This is a genomic window from Brucella sp. MAB-22, assembly GCF_025908475.1.
Lineage (GTDB): Bacteria > Pseudomonadota > Alphaproteobacteria > Rhizobiales > Rhizobiaceae > Brucella > Brucella anthropi.
In genome coordinates, this window is the sequence record NZ_CP109781.1 from 1019387 (window position 1) to 1036377 (window position 16991).

Genomic DNA, 16991 nt, shown 5'->3' on the forward strand with positions numbered 1-16991 from the left:
TTCCTTTGTCGGCAGGACTTGGAAATCTCTCATCGAAATGGGTTGAGGAGAATTGGAATGACGAAACGTCACGCGGAGATCGCTGGCGCAGGCATTGCGGGGCTGGCTTCTGCCACAGCGCTCGCCCAACGCGGATGGAGCGTAAGGGTGCACGAGCGCTCGCCCAATCTGCGCACATTCGGTGCCGGGATTTATATCTGGAGCAATGGCCTGCATGTGCTCAAGGCCCTCGGCGCTTACGACGAGGCCGTGATCGGCGCTCATGAAGGACCGGAGTTCCATACGCGCGATCACCGCAATGAAACGATGGAAGAGATTCCAATCAATGGCAACGGACCAGCGCGCCTCATAACAATCCTGCGTGAAACATTGCTGACGGCATTGCTCAATGCTGCGCGTCGTGCCGGCGTTGAAGTCGTCACCGGTGCGGAAGCTGTCGGCGCAACGCCCGAGGGTGAATTGCTGCTGGCCGACGGTAAGCGACTTGCTGCCGATCTGGTCATCGGGGCGGATGGCATCAATTCCAAGGTTCGAGATTCGCTCGATCTCATGATGTACCGAAAGCCGCTTGGCTACGGTGCCGTGCGCATGATGATAAAGCGTGATAGCGCAGACGCTCCCGTTGAAGATCTGCCGCGCTATATCGAGCATTTCTCCGGCTCGCGCCGTATTCTTTATACGCCCGCCAGCGAGACTGATCTCTATATCGCGCTCTGTGCATCGGTTGAAGACGAGGCGGCCTATCGCACACCGGTCGATACCGCGCTCTGGACCGAAAGTTTCCCGCATCTTGCATCTTTGATCGCTCGTTTCGGCGATGCGGGGCGGTGGGATGCATTCGAAGTCCTGAAGCTGAAATCATGGAGCAAGGGCCGGGTGGCGATCCTCGGTGATGGCGCTCATGCGATGCCGCCTTATCTCGGACAAGGCGGTGGTTGCGCTCTGATGAATGCGCTCGGTCTGGCGGTTGCGCTGGACGAACATACGGATGTGAGCGAAGCGCTGGCTGCCTGGGAGGCGCGCGAACGCCCGCTGACCGAACATACGCAGGATACTGCGGAGCGACTGGGCGACATGAATTACTGGCCCGACGACGTGCGCTCGCAAGTGCTGAAAATTACCGGGAAATGCGCTCCGCTTGGTGCCGAACGTATGAAGACCGCTTTGCATATTCCAACAGGCGCAGCCTGAAACGCCGGATGATGGAGATTTCCATGAACTCGATGAAAATTGGCAACAATATATTTTCCTGGGATGAAACCGGAAGCGGCCCGGCCATCGTGCTGCTTTCCGGATGGTGTCAGGATCACCGTCTGTTCAAGACACTGGCGCCGGAACTGGCGAAGAATCATCGCGTCATCCGCTTCGACTGGCGCGGTCACGGCGACCATCGTGACCATGACGGCGACTTCGACATCAACCAGCAAGCCGACGATCTTGTCGCTTTCGTCGACGCGCTGGAGCTTGAGACCTTTCTTCCCGTCTCGACCTCTCATGGCGGCTGGGCCAATATCGAAGTCACTGACCGGCTGGGATCAAGCCGCGTGCCGAAATCGGTTGTTATTGACTGGATCATGAACCAGCCGAACGAAACCTTCTTCGAACTGATCGACGGTATTCAGGACCGGCAGGTCTGGGAGAATGGTCGTGCAGGCTTCTTCGATTACTGGATCGGCGACACGAAGAATGCCGATATCGTCAATCACGTGAACAACGAGATGGCGGGCTATTCCTATGAAATGTGGGCCCGCTCGGGGCGGGAGATCGGCAAAGCCTATCGCAAATGGGGCAGCCCCATGCAGCGGATGGCAGCCATGGCCGAAAACCGTCCGATCACCCATATTTATTCGCAGCCATTCGAGCCGGAATATACGCAGGCACAGGTGGATTTTGCAGCTCGCAATCCGTGGTTCCAGCCCAAGAAGCTCCCCGGTACGACCCATTTCCCGACGCTTGAACAGCCTGCGAATGTGGCCAACGTCATCAGCGTGTTCAACGCATGATAAAACTCACTGAAGAAGCAGGTTTCGAGCCTGCCCGCCTTGATCGCGATTACAATGCCAAGGCCACCGTTTCGCCGGAAGCTTTCGCCGCCGAAATGGTGCGCTATCGCGAGGCAAGCATCGCGCCCCGGGCCGATTGGGGCCGGCATTTCGACGTGGTCTATGACGAAGAAAGCGGACAGCGGATCGATATTTTCGGCCCGCCTTCCCAAAGTGGACCGTGTCCGGTCTTCGTGTTTGTTCACGGCGGTTACTGGCGCGCGCTGTCAAAGGAAGATTCTGCCATGATGGCGGGGATGCTCGCGGCCGAAGGTATTGCGACCGTTGTCGTCGATTATCGTCTGGCGCCGGAAGTCTCCCTCGCGGAAATTACGCGGGAGGTGCGCGCGGCACTTGCCTTCGTCTGGCGTCATGGACGGGAATATGGTCTCGATCCCGACCGGATATCGGTTGGGGGGAGTTCGGCAGGTGGTCATCTTGCTGGTGCGCTTGTTGCGGAAGGCTGGCAGGACGATTTCGGTTTGCCGTCGGATGTTGTTAAGTTTGCCATGCCGGTCAGCGGGCTTTTCGAGCTTGCACCACTGGCGGCAACCTTTCCGCAGGAATGGCTGAATCTCGGGCCCGCCGATGTCGATCAGCTCAGTCCGATCCGCCACATTCCCGTGCGTGGTTGTCCGATTGCCGTGGCATGGGCAGAGCATGAGGCTGACGGTTTCAAGCGTCAGTCCCGCGCTTATGCCAAAGGCTGGGCTGCAGCAGGCGGAGAGGTGAAAACCATCGAGGTCGCAAACCGGAACCATTACGATATTCTGATGGACTGGTGCTCGTCCGAAACCGAGATGTCGCAGGCTCTGCTCGCCGGTATTCGCAACATCGGTTAGCACTACAGTTGCATTCTTCGTGATGCCGGGCTGCAAAGAGCGCTTTATCTGCGTTTCGGTGCTCACGTACCTTTAAGTACGCTCCGCTCCGGTACTCCAAATCACTCTTTTCGCCACGGCCTGACGAATTTGCAACTGTAGTGTTAGAGCGTATCCCGAAAAGTGTGAAACGGGTTTCGGAAAAGATGTGCGGTTCAAAGCAAATATTTGGAGCACCGATCTGATTCGATCAGATCGAAACGTGCTCTGATCGGCTTTCGAAAAGAAATTGTACGGTCGCGTAGCGAAGCGCGGCTGGTGGTTTCGCGCGGGCAAAACTTGCCAGCTTTATACTAATTCATGCGGTTATCCTCATGGATATATGGTTTTAAGATGAATTGTCGCATGAATTAAAACATCCCATTCTGACCGTAACGATGATCTGGGCGTGGCCCGAATTTTTAGATTGCAGAGGCTTTCTGATGCAAAAATCCGACGTGCAGCTTTTCATAGGTGGTGAATGGCGCAAGACCGCCAATACGCTTCCCATCATCAATCCCGCAGACGAGACTGAAATCGGGCAAGTTGCGGTCGCGGAACGCGAGGATCTGGAGGCGGCACTTCAGGCGGCGTGGGACGGTTATCAGGTCTGGCGCAACACTGCGCCTGCGGCCCGTGCTGCGATCATCATGAAGGCCTCGGCGCTCATGCGCGAGCGGCAGGAAGAGATTGCACGCGCGATTACGCTGGAAAACGGGAAGCCGATCAGCGAAGCCCGGCTTGAGGTTATTCGTGGCTGCGAATTCTTCGAATGGGATGCTGGCGAGTGCATTCGTTTCTATGGCCGCGTCATTCCGAGCGCGCCCGGCATTCGCTATATCGTCGTGCACGAGCCAATCGGTCCGGTCGCAGCGTTTGCGCCGTGGAATTTCCCGATGAGCCAGCCAGCACGCAAGATTGCAGGCGCCTTAGCTGCCGGTTGCTCCATTATCCTGAAAGCTTCCGAGGAAACACCGACGGCGGTGACACATATTGCGCGTGCATTCGAGGATGCAGGCCTGCCAGCCGGTGTGTTGAATCTGGTCTTCGGCGTTCCTGCCGATATTTCGCAGTTTCTTATCCCGCGCCCGGAAATCCGGGCGATTGCGTTCACCGGATCGACTGCCGTTGGCAAACACCTGACCGAAATCGCTGCGCGCCACATGAAACCGGCGCTGATGGAACTTGGCGGCCACGCTCCCGTCATCGTTTGCGAGGATGCCGATCCGGTCGTTGCGGGTATTGCCTCGGCGCGCCGCAAATACCGCAATTCGGGTCAGGTATGCACCTCGCCGACGCGCTTCTTCGTTCACGAAAGCCATTATGAACGTTTCACTGCGGCTTTCATCGAAACGGCGCAATCGATCCGTGTGGGCAACGGCATGGATGAGGGGGTCCAGATGGGCCCGGTCGCCAATGATCGCCGCGTCATGGCTCTCGAAGAGTTGGTCAGCGATGCAGAAGCGAAAGGTGCGAAACTGCTTTTCGGTGGTCGTCGCCTGAAGAACAATGGCTATTTCTTCCCGCCAACGGCTCTGGCTGAACTGCCGGACGATGCCCGCGCGATGTCGGAGGAGCCATTTGGTCCGCTGGCGCTGATCAATCCGGTTGCCTCTCTTGATGCGGCTATTGAAAAGGCGAATTCGCTTCCGTTTGGTCTGGCGGCATATGGTTTCGCAAACTCAGCGGAAAATGTGGACCGTCTGATGACGGGACTGGAAGCTGGAAACGTCTCCATCAACACGCTTGAGGCTTCTGTTGCCGAGACGCCATTTGGTGGTGTCAAGGATAGCGGACTCGGCCGCGAAGGCGGCGCCGAAGGACTGCATCATTATACGGTCGTGAAAAACGTCTCGCACCGTCTGGTGAACAGCCTGTAGGCGACTTCTCTTTAATCGCTTTTCAGACCCGTCGCCATTGATCACTGGCGGCGGGTTGGCCTGCTTCGGTACTCAAGGTGTCAAAGACACCGGCAAGCTACATGCCCTGTTCACTGACTTGAAATGCTGTCCGTGACGATTACTCATCCGGTCATCATTCGATAGATCGCCGGTAGAGCGACAGGCAGTTTCGACAGTTTGGCGACAAGAGCGTAGTTTCTACGGCCGAAAAGCGTGGGAAGGTATGCATTCGCCTCCCGATCAACGGTCACGGCAAAGACGTTGACGCCTGTTGTGCGTGCTTCAGCAACGGCCCTGCGACTGTCTTCGAGTGCGAACCGGCCTTCATAATGGTCAACATCGTTCGGTTTGCCGTCCGTCAGGACCAGCAGAAGCTTCTTTCTGTTGGGCTGTTCGGCAAGCTTTGCTGTTGCGTGACGGATGGCGGCTCCCATGCGCGTGTAGAAACCGGGCTTCAGCGCCGCAATCCGGTGTTCTACGGCAGGACCAAAAGTTTCGTCGAAGTCCTTTACCGTTTCGACCCGCACCCATGAACGACGGCGTGAGGTGAATGTCTGGATGGAACAGCGGTCGCCACATGCGGCGATGCCGTTGGCCAGAACCAGCAGCGCCTCCTTTTCAACATCCAGCACACGCCGATTGTCGATCCATGCATCGGTGGACAGTGAGACATCCACCAGAATGGTGACGGCAAGGTCGTTTGCCTTGGGTCGGCTCATCAGGTGCACATGGTCGCTGCCCTGTCCTCCGGCGGCAAAGTCGCATCGTGAACGCACCACGGCATCAAGATCGAGATCGTTGCCATCAAGCTGTGCCCGCATCAATTCACGCCCTGGCCGCAATATCTCGAACTGGCGGCGCACCCGACGCACAAGGCTTTGTGCCTCGTCATCCAGTTCCATAGCTTCTTCACGGCCCTGTGCTGGTCCTGCCAGAACACTGCAATGGTCGGGAAGATAAACACCTTTCCGGTAATCCCATTCCGGATAGGTCAGTTTGGCGGTAAGAGCCGTTCGGTCGACGGCTTCGGGCGGCAGGTCGAGATCGAAACGGAAACGGGCGGCGGGTCTGCCCTTGCGTTCGCCCAATGTCAGATCGTCAAGCTCGTCTGCAGATTTTGCATTCTGCTCGTCGCTATCGTCCGTTGGCCTGTCGACGCTCACCATCTCCGCCATGGCAAGGATTTTCTCAAAGCGATTGAGAATGAACGGACTCCGGTTGGCCAGCCTCGGATCCTGCTTCTCGCGGTTGGCAATCTGCCGTCCGGTTTCGACACCGTCCGCCTTGCTGTTCAGCACTGGCTGGTCATCGTTATCGCGCGGCGCGGTCTCTTCGCGTCTGATCAACTCCGGCCAGAGCGGGACGGGCAGGGCGGGCAGATAGCTCGCGGGTGCGCAATGCGGAAAGATGGTAGCGAGACTGTCGTCCGGCAGTCCTGCTCCCTGTTTCAGAAGCGCCAGAATGCGCTCCTCCACTTGTTGCTCCAGACCATAGAGCGGACGTTTGGGGCGCACAGCCAACACCGCTTCGCACAATCGCGCATAACGTTTCTGCAGGCCCGGAAATATCCGGCAAGTCTTTGCAACCGTATCCGATGCCACTGCAAGCGCTGCAAGATTACGGCGCAATGGGTCATGCGGAAGCTCGCCCACTTCAGTCGGCATCACCGCCATATAGCCTGCAAGCCAGACATAGAGATCGTAATTGAGCATGCGATCGGGAAAGAGCGCAATTTCGGGCGGCAGCATCAATGTCGCTTCATCCCGCAACGGCTGACTAAGTTTCTCTTCGCCCAGAGCCATGCGCTGCCGCAAGCCCAGCCTGTGCCCTGAGGTTCGCGCACGGGCCGGGGCAATCTGTACGGCAACATCGCCACCAAAACCACGAAAGCAGATGGCGAGCTTCTGGCGAATATCGCCAAGCTGCACGGCGTGCTGGGGATAATGCGGCCACGATCCGGTCTTGCCGATCAGGCGGTGCCAGGCCCGGCCAACGGTTTCCTCCAGTTCCAGAAAATCCAGCATGATATGCCCGCCTATTTCAGCATTGCATCGGCAACTTCAATCAAAGCGGCTTTCACGTCAGGCTCATCGGTCAGCGGCTCGATCATCGCGGCACGCGCCGCTTCGCGTTGCGACATGCCGGCGTCGATCAGCGTGGCGCAGTAGACCAGCAGACGGGTTGAAACGCCTTCTTCCAGATCATGGCCTTTCAGCCCGCGCAGCCGGTGAGCCAACGCCACCAGTGGCGCAACCTTTTGAGCCGTGAGGCCGCTCTCTTCGCTCACCACTGCGATTTCCTGTTCCTTGGGCAGGAAGTCGAATTCAATGGCGACGAAGCGCTGGCGCGTGCTCGGCTTCAGTGATTTTAACAGGTTCTGGTAACCCGGATTATAAGATACGACGAGCATGAAGCGGTCCGGTGCTTCAAGCAACTCGCCGGTACGTTCCAATGGAAGAAGACGGCGGTCGTCAGTCAGTGGGTGCAGAACCACGGCCACATCCTTGCGCGCCTCGACAATCTCATCGAGATAGCAGATACCGCCTTCACGCACTGCGCGGGTCAGCGGACCGTCGACCCATATTGTATCGCCACCTTTCAGCAGATAGCGCCCGGTCAGATCAGCAGCCGCCAGATCGTCATGGCAGGAAACCGTAGAAAGCGGCAGGCCGAGTTTTGCGGCCATATGGCTTACAAACCGCGTCTTGCCGCAACCGGTCGGTCCTTTGAGAAGCAATGGCAGCTTACGCATCCAGGCGATTTCGAAGAGCGCACATTCATTACCGGACGGGCTGTATGGTGGGATCGAGACATCGGCATTTTCAACATTTCTGAGACTGGGGTTCATGACCATTTTCCTTTGTATCAGGCAATGAAGCCCCGCCATGAGGCGGGGCCTGGTGTCGATCATTCAGCGGGTTGTACGAAGCCGGAGGTGTTTTCGCGGCGTTCCTTGCCGGGAACCAAGACGGCCCAGATGAACATGAAGGCCGAAATCACCACCACGACGCCGGAGCCGAGGCGTATCCAGTAGAACAACGACAACTGGTCCTGCACGACCATGAAGCTTTCACCCAGAACACGCTGCAGATGGGTCTGGACAACACCTGCGAAGGTGAGCGCAAAGGTCATCACGGACATGGCCGTGCACATGGCCCAGAAACTCACCATGGAGAGCATCTGGTTGTACGGTGCCCGTCCGCGCAGTTCCGGGATCGCATAGGCCATGACTGCGAGATTGAGCATGACATAGGCGCCGAAGAAGGCGAGGTGTCCGTGGGCGGCGGTAAGCTGCGTGCCGTGGGTGTAATAGTTGACCGACGACAGCGTGTGCAGGAAGCCCCATACGCCAGCCCCGAAGAAGGCCATCACCGAGCAACCGATGGACCAGAGAAGGGCTGCACGGTTTGGATGTTTGCGACCGGCCTTCCATGTCATCACGAAGGTGAAGATGACCATGGTGAAGAACGGAGCAACTTCCAGCGTCGAGAACAGTGAACCGATCCACTGCCAGTAGCCCGGCGCACCGATCCAGTAATAATGGTGACCTGTTCCAAGAATGCCGGAGAACAGCGCCAGACCGACGATGACGTAGAGCCATTTTTCGACGACTTCGCGGTCGATGCCGTTCAGCTTGATCATCAGGAAGGCGAGGATCGACGCCATGATGAGTTCCCACACGCCTTCAACCCACAAATGGATGACATACCACCAGTAGAGCTTGTCGAGTGCGAGATTGATCGGATTGTAGAAGGCGAACAGGAAGAACAGGGCAAGGCCCCACAGACCGAAAAGAAGGATGTTGGTCACGGTCGTCTTGCGGCCCTTGAGCGCCGTCAGCGTAATGTTGAACAGGAAGATCAGGCAGACGACGACGATGCCGACCTTGATAATGAATGGCTGTTCGAGAAATTCGCGCCCCTCGTGAATGTGGAACAGATAGCCGACAACAGCGATACCAGCCGCGACGAAGAACAGCCAGAACTGGATGACGGCGAGTTTGGTGCTGTAAAGCTCGGTTTCCGTTTCTTCCGGCAGAAGATAATAGGTCGAACCCATGAACCCCATCAGCAGCCAGACGACCAGCGCATTGGTGTGGATCATGCGAACGATGTTGAAGGGCAGAAGCTCTGACAGCGTATTGGGCAGAACATAGATCGTACCGGCAAGAACGCCGAACGCGACCTGCGCGATGAACAGCACGAGCGCTCCATAAAAATAGAGCATCGCGACCTTTTGGCTTTCATATTTCATATCATAAAACTCCGTTCATCCCGCGCTCAGCCTGCCTCGTTGGGCGGCCAGTTCTGCGTCTTGATGCGACTGGTCCATTCGAGGAAATCAGCCAGATCGTTGAGTTCCTGTTCGCTCAGGTTGAACTGGGGCATCTGGCGACGCCCTTCTATCCCCGTGGGCTGCGCCTGCATCCAGGCTTTCATCGTCTCGCGTGCGCCTTCCGGGTCTTCTTCGCCACCCCAGCGCTTCCAGACATTGCCAAGCTCGGGCGCAAAATAAGCGCCTTCGCCAAGCAGTGTGTGGCAATTGATGCAGGAGTTTTTCTCCCAGATGTGCTTGCCGCGCGCGACCGCATCGGTCAGCGTCGATTCATCCGTGGAGGTGGTTTTCATGTAGTAATGGCTGTGCGCCGTCAGCCCCACGAAGATCGCGAAAAAGAAAATAGACCCGCCGTAGAAGACGTTTCGTGCGCCGGTCTTGGTTAGGCGTTCTGCCATCCCCTTCGTCCTTTCATTGGCCGAAGGCGGAGCCTCGGCATCAAATCCCCCGTCGATAGTGCGGCTGGTCAATCCCCTCGCCAGCATCACGGGACAGGACTGTTCTATCGGTCGGAGGAAAGCCTTCTTTGCGATTTGGCAAAGACTGGAGCATTTCCGAGCCAAAAGTGCGAAGCGGCTTTGCGTCGGATAATGCGTAAAAACAAAGAGATAGCGTGCTGCTCAGAGGAGGAAGCGCACTGCGACAGAACGCACCAGTGCCAGTGTGAGCAGAACGGCGGGCCAAGCCAACAAGGCGGGCTTCAATATGCCGTCGGTTCCGCGCATTTCCATGAAGTCGAGGATGACTAACCAGCCTTTTGCAAAAGCGAGGATCAACACAATGACGATAGCTGCGAGCATCCCGGCGCTGGTGCCTGCGATAAATGCACCGCTCAAAGCGAGAATGATCAGAACGACGAATGTACGGGTCAGGGATGAATGGTCACGATCGGACACTGCGGGCCTCAGGCAAGATAAAGGACAGGAAACATCACCAGCCAGACGAGATCAATCGCGTGCCAGAGCGTCGTGATCAGCAGAACATTGGAAGCAGATGGTCGCCATGCGACCAGCGCCAGAATGATCGATCCGAACAGCACATGCATGAGGTGAAAACCGGTGAGAAGAAAGTAGAGCTCGAAAAACGCCCCCACAGCTTCATCACCAGCAAACTGGATTTCATGCGAATATTCGATGAGCTTGATTGCTACAAAAACGAGGCCGAAAAGGGCGGCATATAAAAGCGGACGGCGAGCCTGACTGACATTGTGACGTCTGCGCACGGCAATAGCCGCCTGCCAGCCGCTCATCAGCAGCACAACGGTGTTGGCTGCAGCCAGACCGGGGCTGAGATGCGCGCGCAACTGCGCAACGCCTTCCACATTGATGGCCGACATCACCATGAACGCAATCAGCAGGATTGCGAAGGCAACGAGTTCGCTCCACACGAGGATCCAGAGCAGAAGATCATCTTCCGCGCGATCCTCCGCGTTGATTGCAGTTATGGTCAAATCTTCGGTTCCAGACATGGAACATGCCTAGCGCCCGCAGTTCAGGCCTTCTTTGCGTTTTGGCAAAGAAGAAATGCACGGACGACGACATTGTATCCTCGCCATAGAAGAGGAAATTTCAATGACCGATGCACAGATCGGGCTCATGGTCGCAACACCGGCGATCATCGGCTTTTCACTGGTTCTTTATCGTATGGGAGCTTTACAGGGCGCGGGCACGCTCTCCGCCGTTGCGGCTTCCATCGTGATTGCAGCCGTTCTTTTCCTTGGTCAGTAGGTAGAGGGAAGAATTATGGACGCGCCGTCAGTCTTGCACGCGACCGATATCAGCCGCCTCGAGGCCCACCATCATGATCTGCTGGAACTGTGTCTGCAGTTGGAGGAAATCGCTGAGGACCTTGAGACCGGCGTCTCTGTGCAGGAGTACCGGCGGATATCAACGCTCATTCCGCGTCTTGTTGGTGAAACCCATGCGCTTGAAGAAGAAGTTCTGTTTCCAGATTTCAGTCGGCAGGCTCATTCCCATTTCGCCAACGCCATCATTGAACGCCTGAAGGCGGAACATCGTTGTGACCGGCTGGCCGCCGAGGAATTGTCACAGACATTGATGGCAATTGCAGACGGTCGTTGCCGTCTTGCTTCCGACACCATTTCATACATGGTACGTGGCTTTATGGAGAGCGTACGCCGCCACATCCTGTCGGAAAAACTGATGATAGAGGCGCTGCTGGCAGCGAAATCCGAGGAGCGGGAAGTTTTTGGATGAGGCGAAGGCGATATGCCGGGCGTCTTTCGTTCGGCATACCGTGTTTCCGGCTGTTCTACCGTTCGCCGTCGGCAAGCCGTCTCACACCTGACATATTGAGTACGGTCAGTTTCTGGCGGCCGCCCCGAACAAATCCTTGCGCTTCCCAGCCGGTGAGAATGCGTGACACTGTATGCAGTGTCGTTCCGGTCATCTCGGCAATATCCTGTTTGGTGATCGGAAAATCGATCCGGATGCCGTCATCTTCTTTCCGGCCAGCCTGACGGGCGAGGCGCAGAACGGTGTGCGCGACACGTCGTTCCACTTCTTCCGTCGACATCTCACGGATACGCGTGTGGGCTTCTTCCAGCCTTTTGCCGATTGTCTGGATCGCATTCATTGCCAGACCGGGATTCTGCTCGACAAAATAATCCCAAAGCTCGGTTGGCCAGGCCAGTACGATGCTTTCCGCCACGGCAATCGCTGTGCCCGGATAATCGCTTCTCTGCAAGGCTCTGGCAAAGCCGAAAAGGTCCCCCGGATGCACCATGCGGACGATGATCTGCTGTCCGTCCGGGGTGATCTGATTGACCTTCAACCGCCCGTGCAGGAGGAGGTAGAAAAGAACGGCATCGTCGCCTTGCTCGAAAATCGCCTCTCCCGGAGGAACGCGCTTTGTAGTTGCATACGAAACAAGCTTATCGAGTTCGCCATCACTCATTTTGGCGAACAAGGACAGTTTCCTGACTAGTCCGCGATCTATCAAGGACATTGCGTTTCTCACACTCCAAGACCCTGTATCTACCTTAGCACAGCAAGGCGGGCTTGGAATTGTTTTCGGAGCCGGGGATCGGGCATTCACAATTAATCCCTCATGCGCCGATGTTCTGGATGCGCTTCCATACCACAGCATACCAGCGGTTGTCTCGGACAAGCCGGAAACCGAGATTGTCGGGTGGAACGCCGACGCTGCATCCTCCGGTTTTCGGGTTGCGAATGAACGAGCTCATCGCAGCGCGGTGCTTGCCATTGACGACATAAACGCCGCAAGACGGTACTTCCGCGACCTGCTTGCCGTAGGCATCGATATTGACGCGGCGGTGGCAGGTCTGCGTCCATTCCCACACATTGCCTGCGATATCGGCTACGCCCAGCTCGTTGATACCAAAAGCGCCGGTGGGGCGTCTGGTCGGGCTCCTGTCCAGCTTGCGAGCGCTTTGCTTTTCATAGTCTCTCAGCCAGCGGATTGCCGGATTGGCCGCAGCATCGTCCTCAATGCCAAGGGCGTCGTCGGGAAAGCGCGAGCCGGCAGCGAATGCCCATTGCTCGTCTGTCGGCAGATGCCAGATTTCGCCGGTTTTGCGTGAAAGCCAGTCGGCATAATTTTGCGCATCATCATAGCTGACGCCAACGATCGGACCCTCTGCATCGGATGCGTCGTGATTGTGCGGCAGAGCCTCGGCGGACTGGCAGTCGCCGTCGGCGACGCAGCGCTCATAGTCAGATGTGCTTACCTGATACTTCATGATCTCGAATGCCCGCTGCAGCTTGCGGGTCGTCAATGGGGCGTCAACGGGGTAATTGTTCTTCTGAAAGTCGCCATCGGCCCGATACGTCATGGTACGAGGAGCGATAACGATCATTTCCGGACCAACGGCCGAAGCGTCCGGCATTGCGCGGTCTGGACGTCCTACGACATCAACGACGATCAATCCCGCGATGACTGCCAGCAAAACCGCCGGAACGGCCACGGCAAGCTCGCGCAGGCACTTTTTTCCTTTGCCTTCGTTCATCGGATATCAGGGGGCTGCATCCGTCCGGGAGGCAGATGGATGCAGCCCCGAGCCTTTCATCCTAAAGCATGGTCAGAGCATTTCCAGCGAATGTGCGAAGTGGTTTCGCATGGATAATGCGTGCAGAGGGAGAGAGCGGTTCCGATTCCGTTTTGACTGGAGCCGCTCCAGGTTTGCCAAAGGCGCTCTGGGAGGCGAAGCGCCTTCATACATTCGCTTTACGTGCCAGATGGTGCGAGAACCGACGTCATCAGATCGTCGTTCCATTCACCCGTGACCTTGAAGTGGGCGGCAGCGCCGAGTTCAAAAGCCTCGATCAGATTGTGGTTCACATAGGCGTAGATGCCGGGCTGCTGGAACGTGTAGAAGGCTGCTCCGGCGGCACCACCCGGAATGAACCAGGTTTCCTGATCGACGTCGGGCGGCGTATTGAACTTGCCGGTCGCCCAGACATAATCCCCATGCCCCCCGATCAGATGTGGTCTCGTATCGCGGTTGGCCTGCGAGTGGACGATCAGGACTTTCTCGCCAACCGCCGCCGTCATGGCCTTGTCGCCAGTCAGTGCACCCACAGCGCCGTTGAACACCACATGGGTCGGAGTGAGAGTGCGCATCACCTTGACGGTGTCTTCATAAGCGTCGCCGGGCGCCTCGTATTTCTTGTATTTGCCGTTCTCGTCGCGCGGGACATAGAAATCCTGTTCGCCGACATAATAAATCTTGTCGTAAGTCAGTGCTTTGCCTTTGCCGTCATGCAGACCCTCGCGCGGCAGCACCATGATCGCACCATTCATGCCCGATACGACATGCCAGGGAACCATTCCGGGAGGTGCGCAGTGGTAGACGAAGACGCCGGGCTTGGTCGCCTTGAAGCGCAGGATGGTCTTTTCTCCCGGATTGATTTCGGTCAGCCCGCCGCCGCCCAATGCACCGGTTGCCGCATGGAAATCGATATTGTGCATCAGCGTGTTGGTTTCAGGGTTGATGAGTGTCAGTTCGAGATAATCGTCCTGATGCACGACCATCAGCGGTCCTGGTACGGTGCCGTTGAATGCCATGGCGTGAACTTCGGTTCCCGCATCGTCGATGACGATCTTCTTTTCCTCGATCACCATGGTGAATTCGACCACCTTGGGTCCGCCTTCTGCAACCTGACTATGGGCATGCACGAAGGGAGGGTCCACAAGCTCCACCTTCTGGCGTGGAAGTGCTGCTATTTCTGCCGCAGTTGCCTTCCTCACCGCGCCTTGTCCCCAGGCGGATGTGGTTGCCAGAACCGGCGCAAGCGCCCCAGCCAGGGCGGCTCCTGCCAATATGGTGCGGCGACTGATTTGCATCTGTTCGGCCATCGATACTCTCCTTTACGATAGGACCGAGCATTTCCTGCTCTGTCATGCCGACTATAGGAAGAGGCGCCTCGATGTTCCTTGACTGCGATCAAGGTGATACAAAAAATTGGGTAATATTAGACGTTTAATATCAATGACTTAAGTTGACTGATTAATGTCCGTCCCGCTTTATTTGCGCTGGAACAAAGGCTCAGCCGCAGGGGTTTGGCCAAAAGTGAAACCAGCGAACAGATTGGCTCTGTTCGCTGGTTTCGATGATGCGGATATACGTCGGGAGATTAATCTCCAAATCGCGCTTGTACTTCAGGCATCGCCATCTCCGGAATCCACTCCGGCTCGTAGGTCAGTTCGACATTGACTGCATGAACCCCTTCGACAGATTCGGCGCTCGCACGAACGGCATCGGTCAGATAACCGGCAGCGGGGCAGCCGGGCGTCGTCGTCGTCATGCTGATATCGACAGTTCCGCCATCACCAATGTCGATACTGTAGATCATGCCAAGGTCAACGAGGTTGAACCCAAGTTCGGGATCGAGCACCAGACGCAGACTTTCGATGATCTGCCTCTCCAGCTGGTCATGTACCGTGTGTTGCATGACGACTACCTCGCGTCTCCAACACGGATCATTATACGATAGGCGGTGCCGGTCTCATCGAAATTGCCGACCCATTCGTGACCGCGGTTTTCGAGTTCGGGAAAGAGGAATAAAGGTTCGCGGTGCAGCAGGGCGAACAGAACCGCGCCTGCAGGCATCTCTTCCACTTCCGCAAGAATGCGCACCATTGGTTCCGGCGGCTGCATGTCCGAACAATCGAGATAGCGTGATGGTTCAGGCCAGACATCCGGTGAACCGACATTGTCCGAGAACCGCAGTTCAGGCGCGGCGTCCATCGCCGGACTGAACAGGACTTGCCAGTCGCCATCGTCCAGCGGCTCCGCATTTGCGGAAAAGCCTTTTCGCTCCATGACACTGAAAAGCGGTGCCGGTTTGAACGGGGCGATCAGCAGGAGGCTTTGTCCCGGCAAAAGACTGTCGACTGCTTCCATAATGGCATTGAACGGTTCCACGCCGCCCTTGATCAGAGGGCGCACGTCCAGCACATGATGCGTGATGTCCTGAACTGAGAGTGTCATTTCGATCTCCTGAGAATTGGTTCACCGGCATAGATGAGATGTGGCAGGGTTGCCCCTTTTGGCAGGCGTAGGCCGTGCGGTACATCGAGAAGCCGCCGGGCGCGGAAGAAGTGCACGATCAATGCAAGGATCGCCATGAGATTCAACGTAATGGCCAAACGAAACACGGTTGGATATTCGGCAATCAAAGCCAGCGTCGCGACGGCAACGCCAGTATAATAAAGAGAGAACCACTGACGTGCGCGACGCTCGCTGACCATGTCCTGCACGCGCGGCGTCGGTGCCCTGCCCATGACAGGACCATAACATTCGAGCCAGGTCAGGAACGGCACGATCTTGTAGAGTTGGGCAAGGCTGAGGCCGGTCAGCCAACCGAAGGCGAACAGATAGATGAGGGCTGCAATCATCGCATCGGTAGTGCCTGTCCAGAACAGGCCAATTGCCAGAAGAAGCGAGAGCCCTAGCGCGATGAAGGCTGGAATACTGGCGGCACTGTTCAGTTCTATCGTCTTGCGCTTGCGCTGCCGGTAGATCGTCTGAATATCGACGATATAGAGCGCAATGCAGGCGATTCCGGGAATGAGAGCCGCCGTGACGGCGATTTCGACCGATCCCATTTCCAAGGCGACAACGACAATTCCGACAGCGAGGATGGTCAGGGCAGCAGCGCCTTCCCACCAGATAATTCTGGTTGTTTGCCGCGCAGCATCAGGGGACAACATGAACATTGTCAGTAGTCTGTAGCTTACACCCATAGCTGTGAAAGTCATCCAGCCACCGAGACCAAGCGCTGCGTGAACCGGCAATGCCGGTCCCGCAATATCGAGCAGAACGGCTTGCTCCGTAAAGCCGGAGAGCGCGAAGGTGAAAACACTGCCAAGCAGAGCTGTTGTCATAAGGCAGCAGATGCCTGCCGCAACAAACCGCGCGGGCAGGGCGATTGGGCGAGCGAGCCAGAGGGTCATGCCCAGTATGGCAAAAATGGTGGAAAATCCGCAGGTCAACAGGATGCCAGAGACCGGAAGCAACCATGCCGGGCTCTCCGTCAGCCCAGCCATGCCCGCAAAACCAATGAGCAGTCCGGACAAGCCTGTCACGAGCAGAAGCAAAGCCGGGAGGCTTGCCCGGCTTCCCCACAGGGATTTGTTCACGAGAACCGGCACAAATTGCAGGAGTGCGCCGCTCATGAGCAGTGCAAGCCATCCAATAGCGATGGCGTGCACAACCATCAGTGTTTCCGCAGCGCGAATTCCATGACCCGGAAAGCCGAAACCGCCTGCCATCAAGGCAAGTCCAAAGACAAGGAAAGCCAGCGAAGCGGTAAAGTAGGATAGGGTCCAACGGGAAAGCGTCGCGCCGATCATCTCAGTTCGTCCTGGAC

At 56.9% G+C, this 16991-nt stretch carries 18 protein-coding genes; 6 read left to right on the forward strand and 12 right to left on the reverse strand.

Annotated features, from left to right (window positions below):
• Window positions 1–57: 57 nt before the first annotated feature.
• The 4 genes from OHI65_RS04520 (at window position 58) to OHI65_RS04535 (ending at window position 4782) form a co-directional block, all read left to right on the forward strand.
• A complete protein-coding gene (locus OHI65_RS04520; RefSeq protein WP_094515441.1) occupies window positions 58–1191 on the forward strand; it encodes an FAD-dependent oxidoreductase in 1134 nt (377 codons plus the stop codon).
• 23 nt (window positions 1192–1214) lie between these two features.
• Window positions 1215–2003, forward strand: coding sequence for an alpha/beta hydrolase (locus tag OHI65_RS04525; RefSeq protein ID WP_012093671.1), 789 nt, complete (start codon window positions 1215–1217; stop codon window positions 2001–2003).
• On the forward strand, window positions 2000–2884 hold the full coding sequence (locus OHI65_RS04530; RefSeq protein WP_094515440.1) for an alpha/beta hydrolase: 885 nt from the start codon (window positions 2000–2002) through the stop codon (window positions 2882–2884). The genes OHI65_RS04525 and OHI65_RS04530 overlap by 4 nt, the downstream gene beginning before the upstream one ends.
• A 461-nt stretch (window positions 2885–3345) precedes the next feature.
• Window positions 3346–4782: an NAD-dependent succinate-semialdehyde dehydrogenase gene (locus OHI65_RS04535; RefSeq protein WP_094515439.1), complete on the forward strand. Its 1437-nt coding sequence runs from the start codon at window positions 3346–3348 to the stop codon at window positions 4780–4782.
• A 143-nt stretch (window positions 4783–4925) separates the two neighbouring features.
• On the opposite strand, the gene OHI65_RS04540 is transcribed toward OHI65_RS04535, so the two are convergent.
• The 6 genes from OHI65_RS04540 to OHI65_RS04565 all read right to left on the reverse strand — a co-directional run bounded on the left by OHI65_RS04540 (window position 4926) and on the right by OHI65_RS04565 (window position 10606).
• Window positions 4926–6827 carry a nitric oxide reductase activation protein NorD gene (locus OHI65_RS04540; protein WP_125301080.1) on the reverse strand — a complete coding sequence of 634 codons (1902 nt, stop codon included), beginning with the start codon at window positions 6825–6827 and terminating at the stop codon, window positions 4926–4928.
• Window positions 6828–6838: 11 nt separating this feature from the next.
• On the reverse strand, window positions 6839–7651 hold the full coding sequence (locus OHI65_RS04545; protein WP_125301079.1) for a CbbQ/NirQ/NorQ/GpvN family protein: 813 nt from the start codon (window positions 7649–7651) through the stop codon (window positions 6839–6841).
• A 59-nt stretch (window positions 7652–7710) separates the two neighbouring features.
• Complete coding sequence (locus OHI65_RS04550) at window positions 7711–9057, reverse strand: nitric-oxide reductase large subunit (RefSeq protein WP_012093666.1); 1347 nt, start codon at window positions 9055–9057, stop codon at window positions 7711–7713.
• A gap of 26 nt (window positions 9058–9083) precedes the next feature.
• Window positions 9084–9536, reverse strand: a complete 453-nt coding sequence (locus OHI65_RS04555) for a c-type cytochrome (RefSeq protein ID WP_010660607.1) — start codon at window positions 9534–9536, stop codon at window positions 9084–9086.
• A gap of 222 nt (window positions 9537–9758) precedes the next feature.
• On the reverse strand, window positions 9759–10034 hold the full coding sequence (locus tag OHI65_RS04560; protein ID WP_012093665.1) for a cytochrome C oxidase subunit IV family protein: 276 nt from the start codon (window positions 10032–10034) through the stop codon (window positions 9759–9761).
• Window positions 10035–10042: 8 nt separating this feature from the next.
• A complete protein-coding gene (locus OHI65_RS04565; RefSeq protein ID WP_012093664.1) occupies window positions 10043–10606 on the reverse strand; it encodes a cytochrome c oxidase subunit 3 family protein in 564 nt (187 codons plus the stop codon).
• Window positions 10607–10709: 103 nt separating this feature from the next.
• Here OHI65_RS04565 and OHI65_RS04570 point away from each other — a divergent pair, with 103 nt between their 5' ends.
• Complete coding sequence (locus tag OHI65_RS04570) at window positions 10710–10865, forward strand: hypothetical protein (RefSeq protein WP_010660610.1); 156 nt, start codon at window positions 10710–10712, stop codon at window positions 10863–10865.
• Window positions 10866–10880: 15 nt separating this feature from the next.
• Entirely contained in the window at window positions 10881–11354 is a 474-nt protein-coding gene (locus OHI65_RS04575) for a hemerythrin domain-containing protein (protein WP_012093663.1), read from the forward strand.
• A 55-nt stretch (window positions 11355–11409) separates the two neighbouring features.
• Here OHI65_RS04575 and OHI65_RS04580 read toward each other — a convergent pair whose 3' ends face one another.
• The 6 genes from OHI65_RS04580 to OHI65_RS04605 form a co-directional block, all read right to left on the reverse strand.
• Complete coding sequence (locus OHI65_RS04580) at window positions 11410–12105, reverse strand: Crp/Fnr family transcriptional regulator (RefSeq protein ID WP_010660612.1); 696 nt, start codon at window positions 12103–12105, stop codon at window positions 11410–11412.
• 100 nt (window positions 12106–12205) lie between these two features.
• Window positions 12206–13126 carry an SUMF1/EgtB/PvdO family nonheme iron enzyme gene (locus tag OHI65_RS04585; RefSeq protein WP_094515433.1) on the reverse strand — a complete coding sequence of 307 codons (921 nt, stop codon included), beginning with the start codon at window positions 13124–13126 and terminating at the stop codon, window positions 12206–12208.
• 218 nt (window positions 13127–13344) lie between these two features.
• Complete coding sequence (gene nirK, locus OHI65_RS04590) at window positions 13345–14475, reverse strand: copper-containing nitrite reductase (protein ID WP_010660614.1); 1131 nt, start codon at window positions 14473–14475, stop codon at window positions 13345–13347.
• A gap of 278 nt (window positions 14476–14753) precedes the next feature.
• Window positions 14754–15071 carry a metal-sulfur cluster assembly factor gene (locus OHI65_RS04595; protein ID WP_012093659.1) on the reverse strand — a complete coding sequence of 106 codons (318 nt, stop codon included), beginning with the start codon at window positions 15069–15071 and terminating at the stop codon, window positions 14754–14756.
• Window positions 15072–15076: 5 nt separating this feature from the next.
• A complete protein-coding gene (locus OHI65_RS04600) occupies window positions 15077–15610 on the reverse strand; it encodes a DUF2249 domain-containing protein (protein WP_125301078.1) in 534 nt (177 codons plus the stop codon).
• Complete coding sequence (locus tag OHI65_RS04605) at window positions 15607–16974, reverse strand: hypothetical protein (RefSeq protein WP_125301077.1); 1368 nt, start codon at window positions 16972–16974, stop codon at window positions 15607–15609. Before OHI65_RS04605 ends, OHI65_RS04600 begins: the two co-directional genes overlap by 4 nt.
• Window positions 16975–16991: the final 17 nt, after the last annotated feature.

Coding starts and splice junctions, on each gene's coding strand:
- OHI65_RS04570 (WP_010660610.1), top strand. CDS start 10,710: ATGACCGATGCACAGATCGGGCTCATGGTCGCAACACCGGCGATCATC.
- OHI65_RS04540 (WP_125301080.1), bottom strand. CDS start 6,827: ATGCTGGATTTTCTGGAACTGGAGGAAACCGTTGGCCGGGCCTGGCAC.
- OHI65_RS04600 (WP_125301078.1), bottom strand. CDS start 15,610: ATGACACTCTCAGTTCAGGACATCACGCATCATGTGCTGGACGTGCGC.
- OHI65_RS04575 (WP_012093663.1), top strand. CDS start 10,881: ATGGACGCGCCGTCAGTCTTGCACGCGACCGATATCAGCCGCCTCGAG.
- OHI65_RS04555 (WP_010660607.1), bottom strand. CDS start 9,536: ATGGCAGAACGCCTAACCAAGACCGGCGCACGAAACGTCTTCTACGGC.
- OHI65_RS04530 (WP_094515440.1), top strand. CDS start 2,000: ATGATAAAACTCACTGAAGAAGCAGGTTTCGAGCCTGCCCGCCTTGAT.
- OHI65_RS04585 (WP_094515433.1), bottom strand. CDS start 13,126: ATGAACGAAGGCAAAGGAAAAAAGTGCCTGCGCGAGCTTGCCGTGGCC.
- OHI65_RS04605 (WP_125301077.1), bottom strand. CDS start 16,974: ATGATCGGCGCGACGCTTTCCCGTTGGACCCTATCCTACTTTACCGCT.
- OHI65_RS04545 (WP_125301079.1), bottom strand. CDS start 7,651: ATGAACCCCAGTCTCAGAAATGTTGAAAATGCCGATGTCTCGATCCCA.
- OHI65_RS04565 (WP_012093664.1), bottom strand. CDS start 10,606: ATGTCTGGAACCGAAGATTTGACCATAACTGCAATCAACGCGGAGGAT.
- OHI65_RS04550 (WP_012093666.1), bottom strand. CDS start 9,057: ATGAAATATGAAAGCCAAAAGGTCGCGATGCTCTATTTTTATGGAGCG.
- OHI65_RS04520 (WP_094515441.1), top strand. CDS start 58: ATGACGAAACGTCACGCGGAGATCGCTGGCGCAGGCATTGCGGGGCTG.
- OHI65_RS04525 (WP_012093671.1), top strand. CDS start 1,215: ATGAACTCGATGAAAATTGGCAACAATATATTTTCCTGGGATGAAACC.
- OHI65_RS04535 (WP_094515439.1), top strand. CDS start 3,346: ATGCAAAAATCCGACGTGCAGCTTTTCATAGGTGGTGAATGGCGCAAG.
- OHI65_RS04595 (WP_012093659.1), bottom strand. CDS start 15,071: ATGCAACACACGGTACATGACCAGCTGGAGAGGCAGATCATCGAAAGT.
- OHI65_RS04580 (WP_010660612.1), bottom strand. CDS start 12,105: ATGTCCTTGATAGATCGCGGACTAGTCAGGAAACTGTCCTTGTTCGCC.
- nirK (WP_010660614.1), bottom strand. CDS start 14,475: ATGGCCGAACAGATGCAAATCAGTCGCCGCACCATATTGGCAGGAGCC.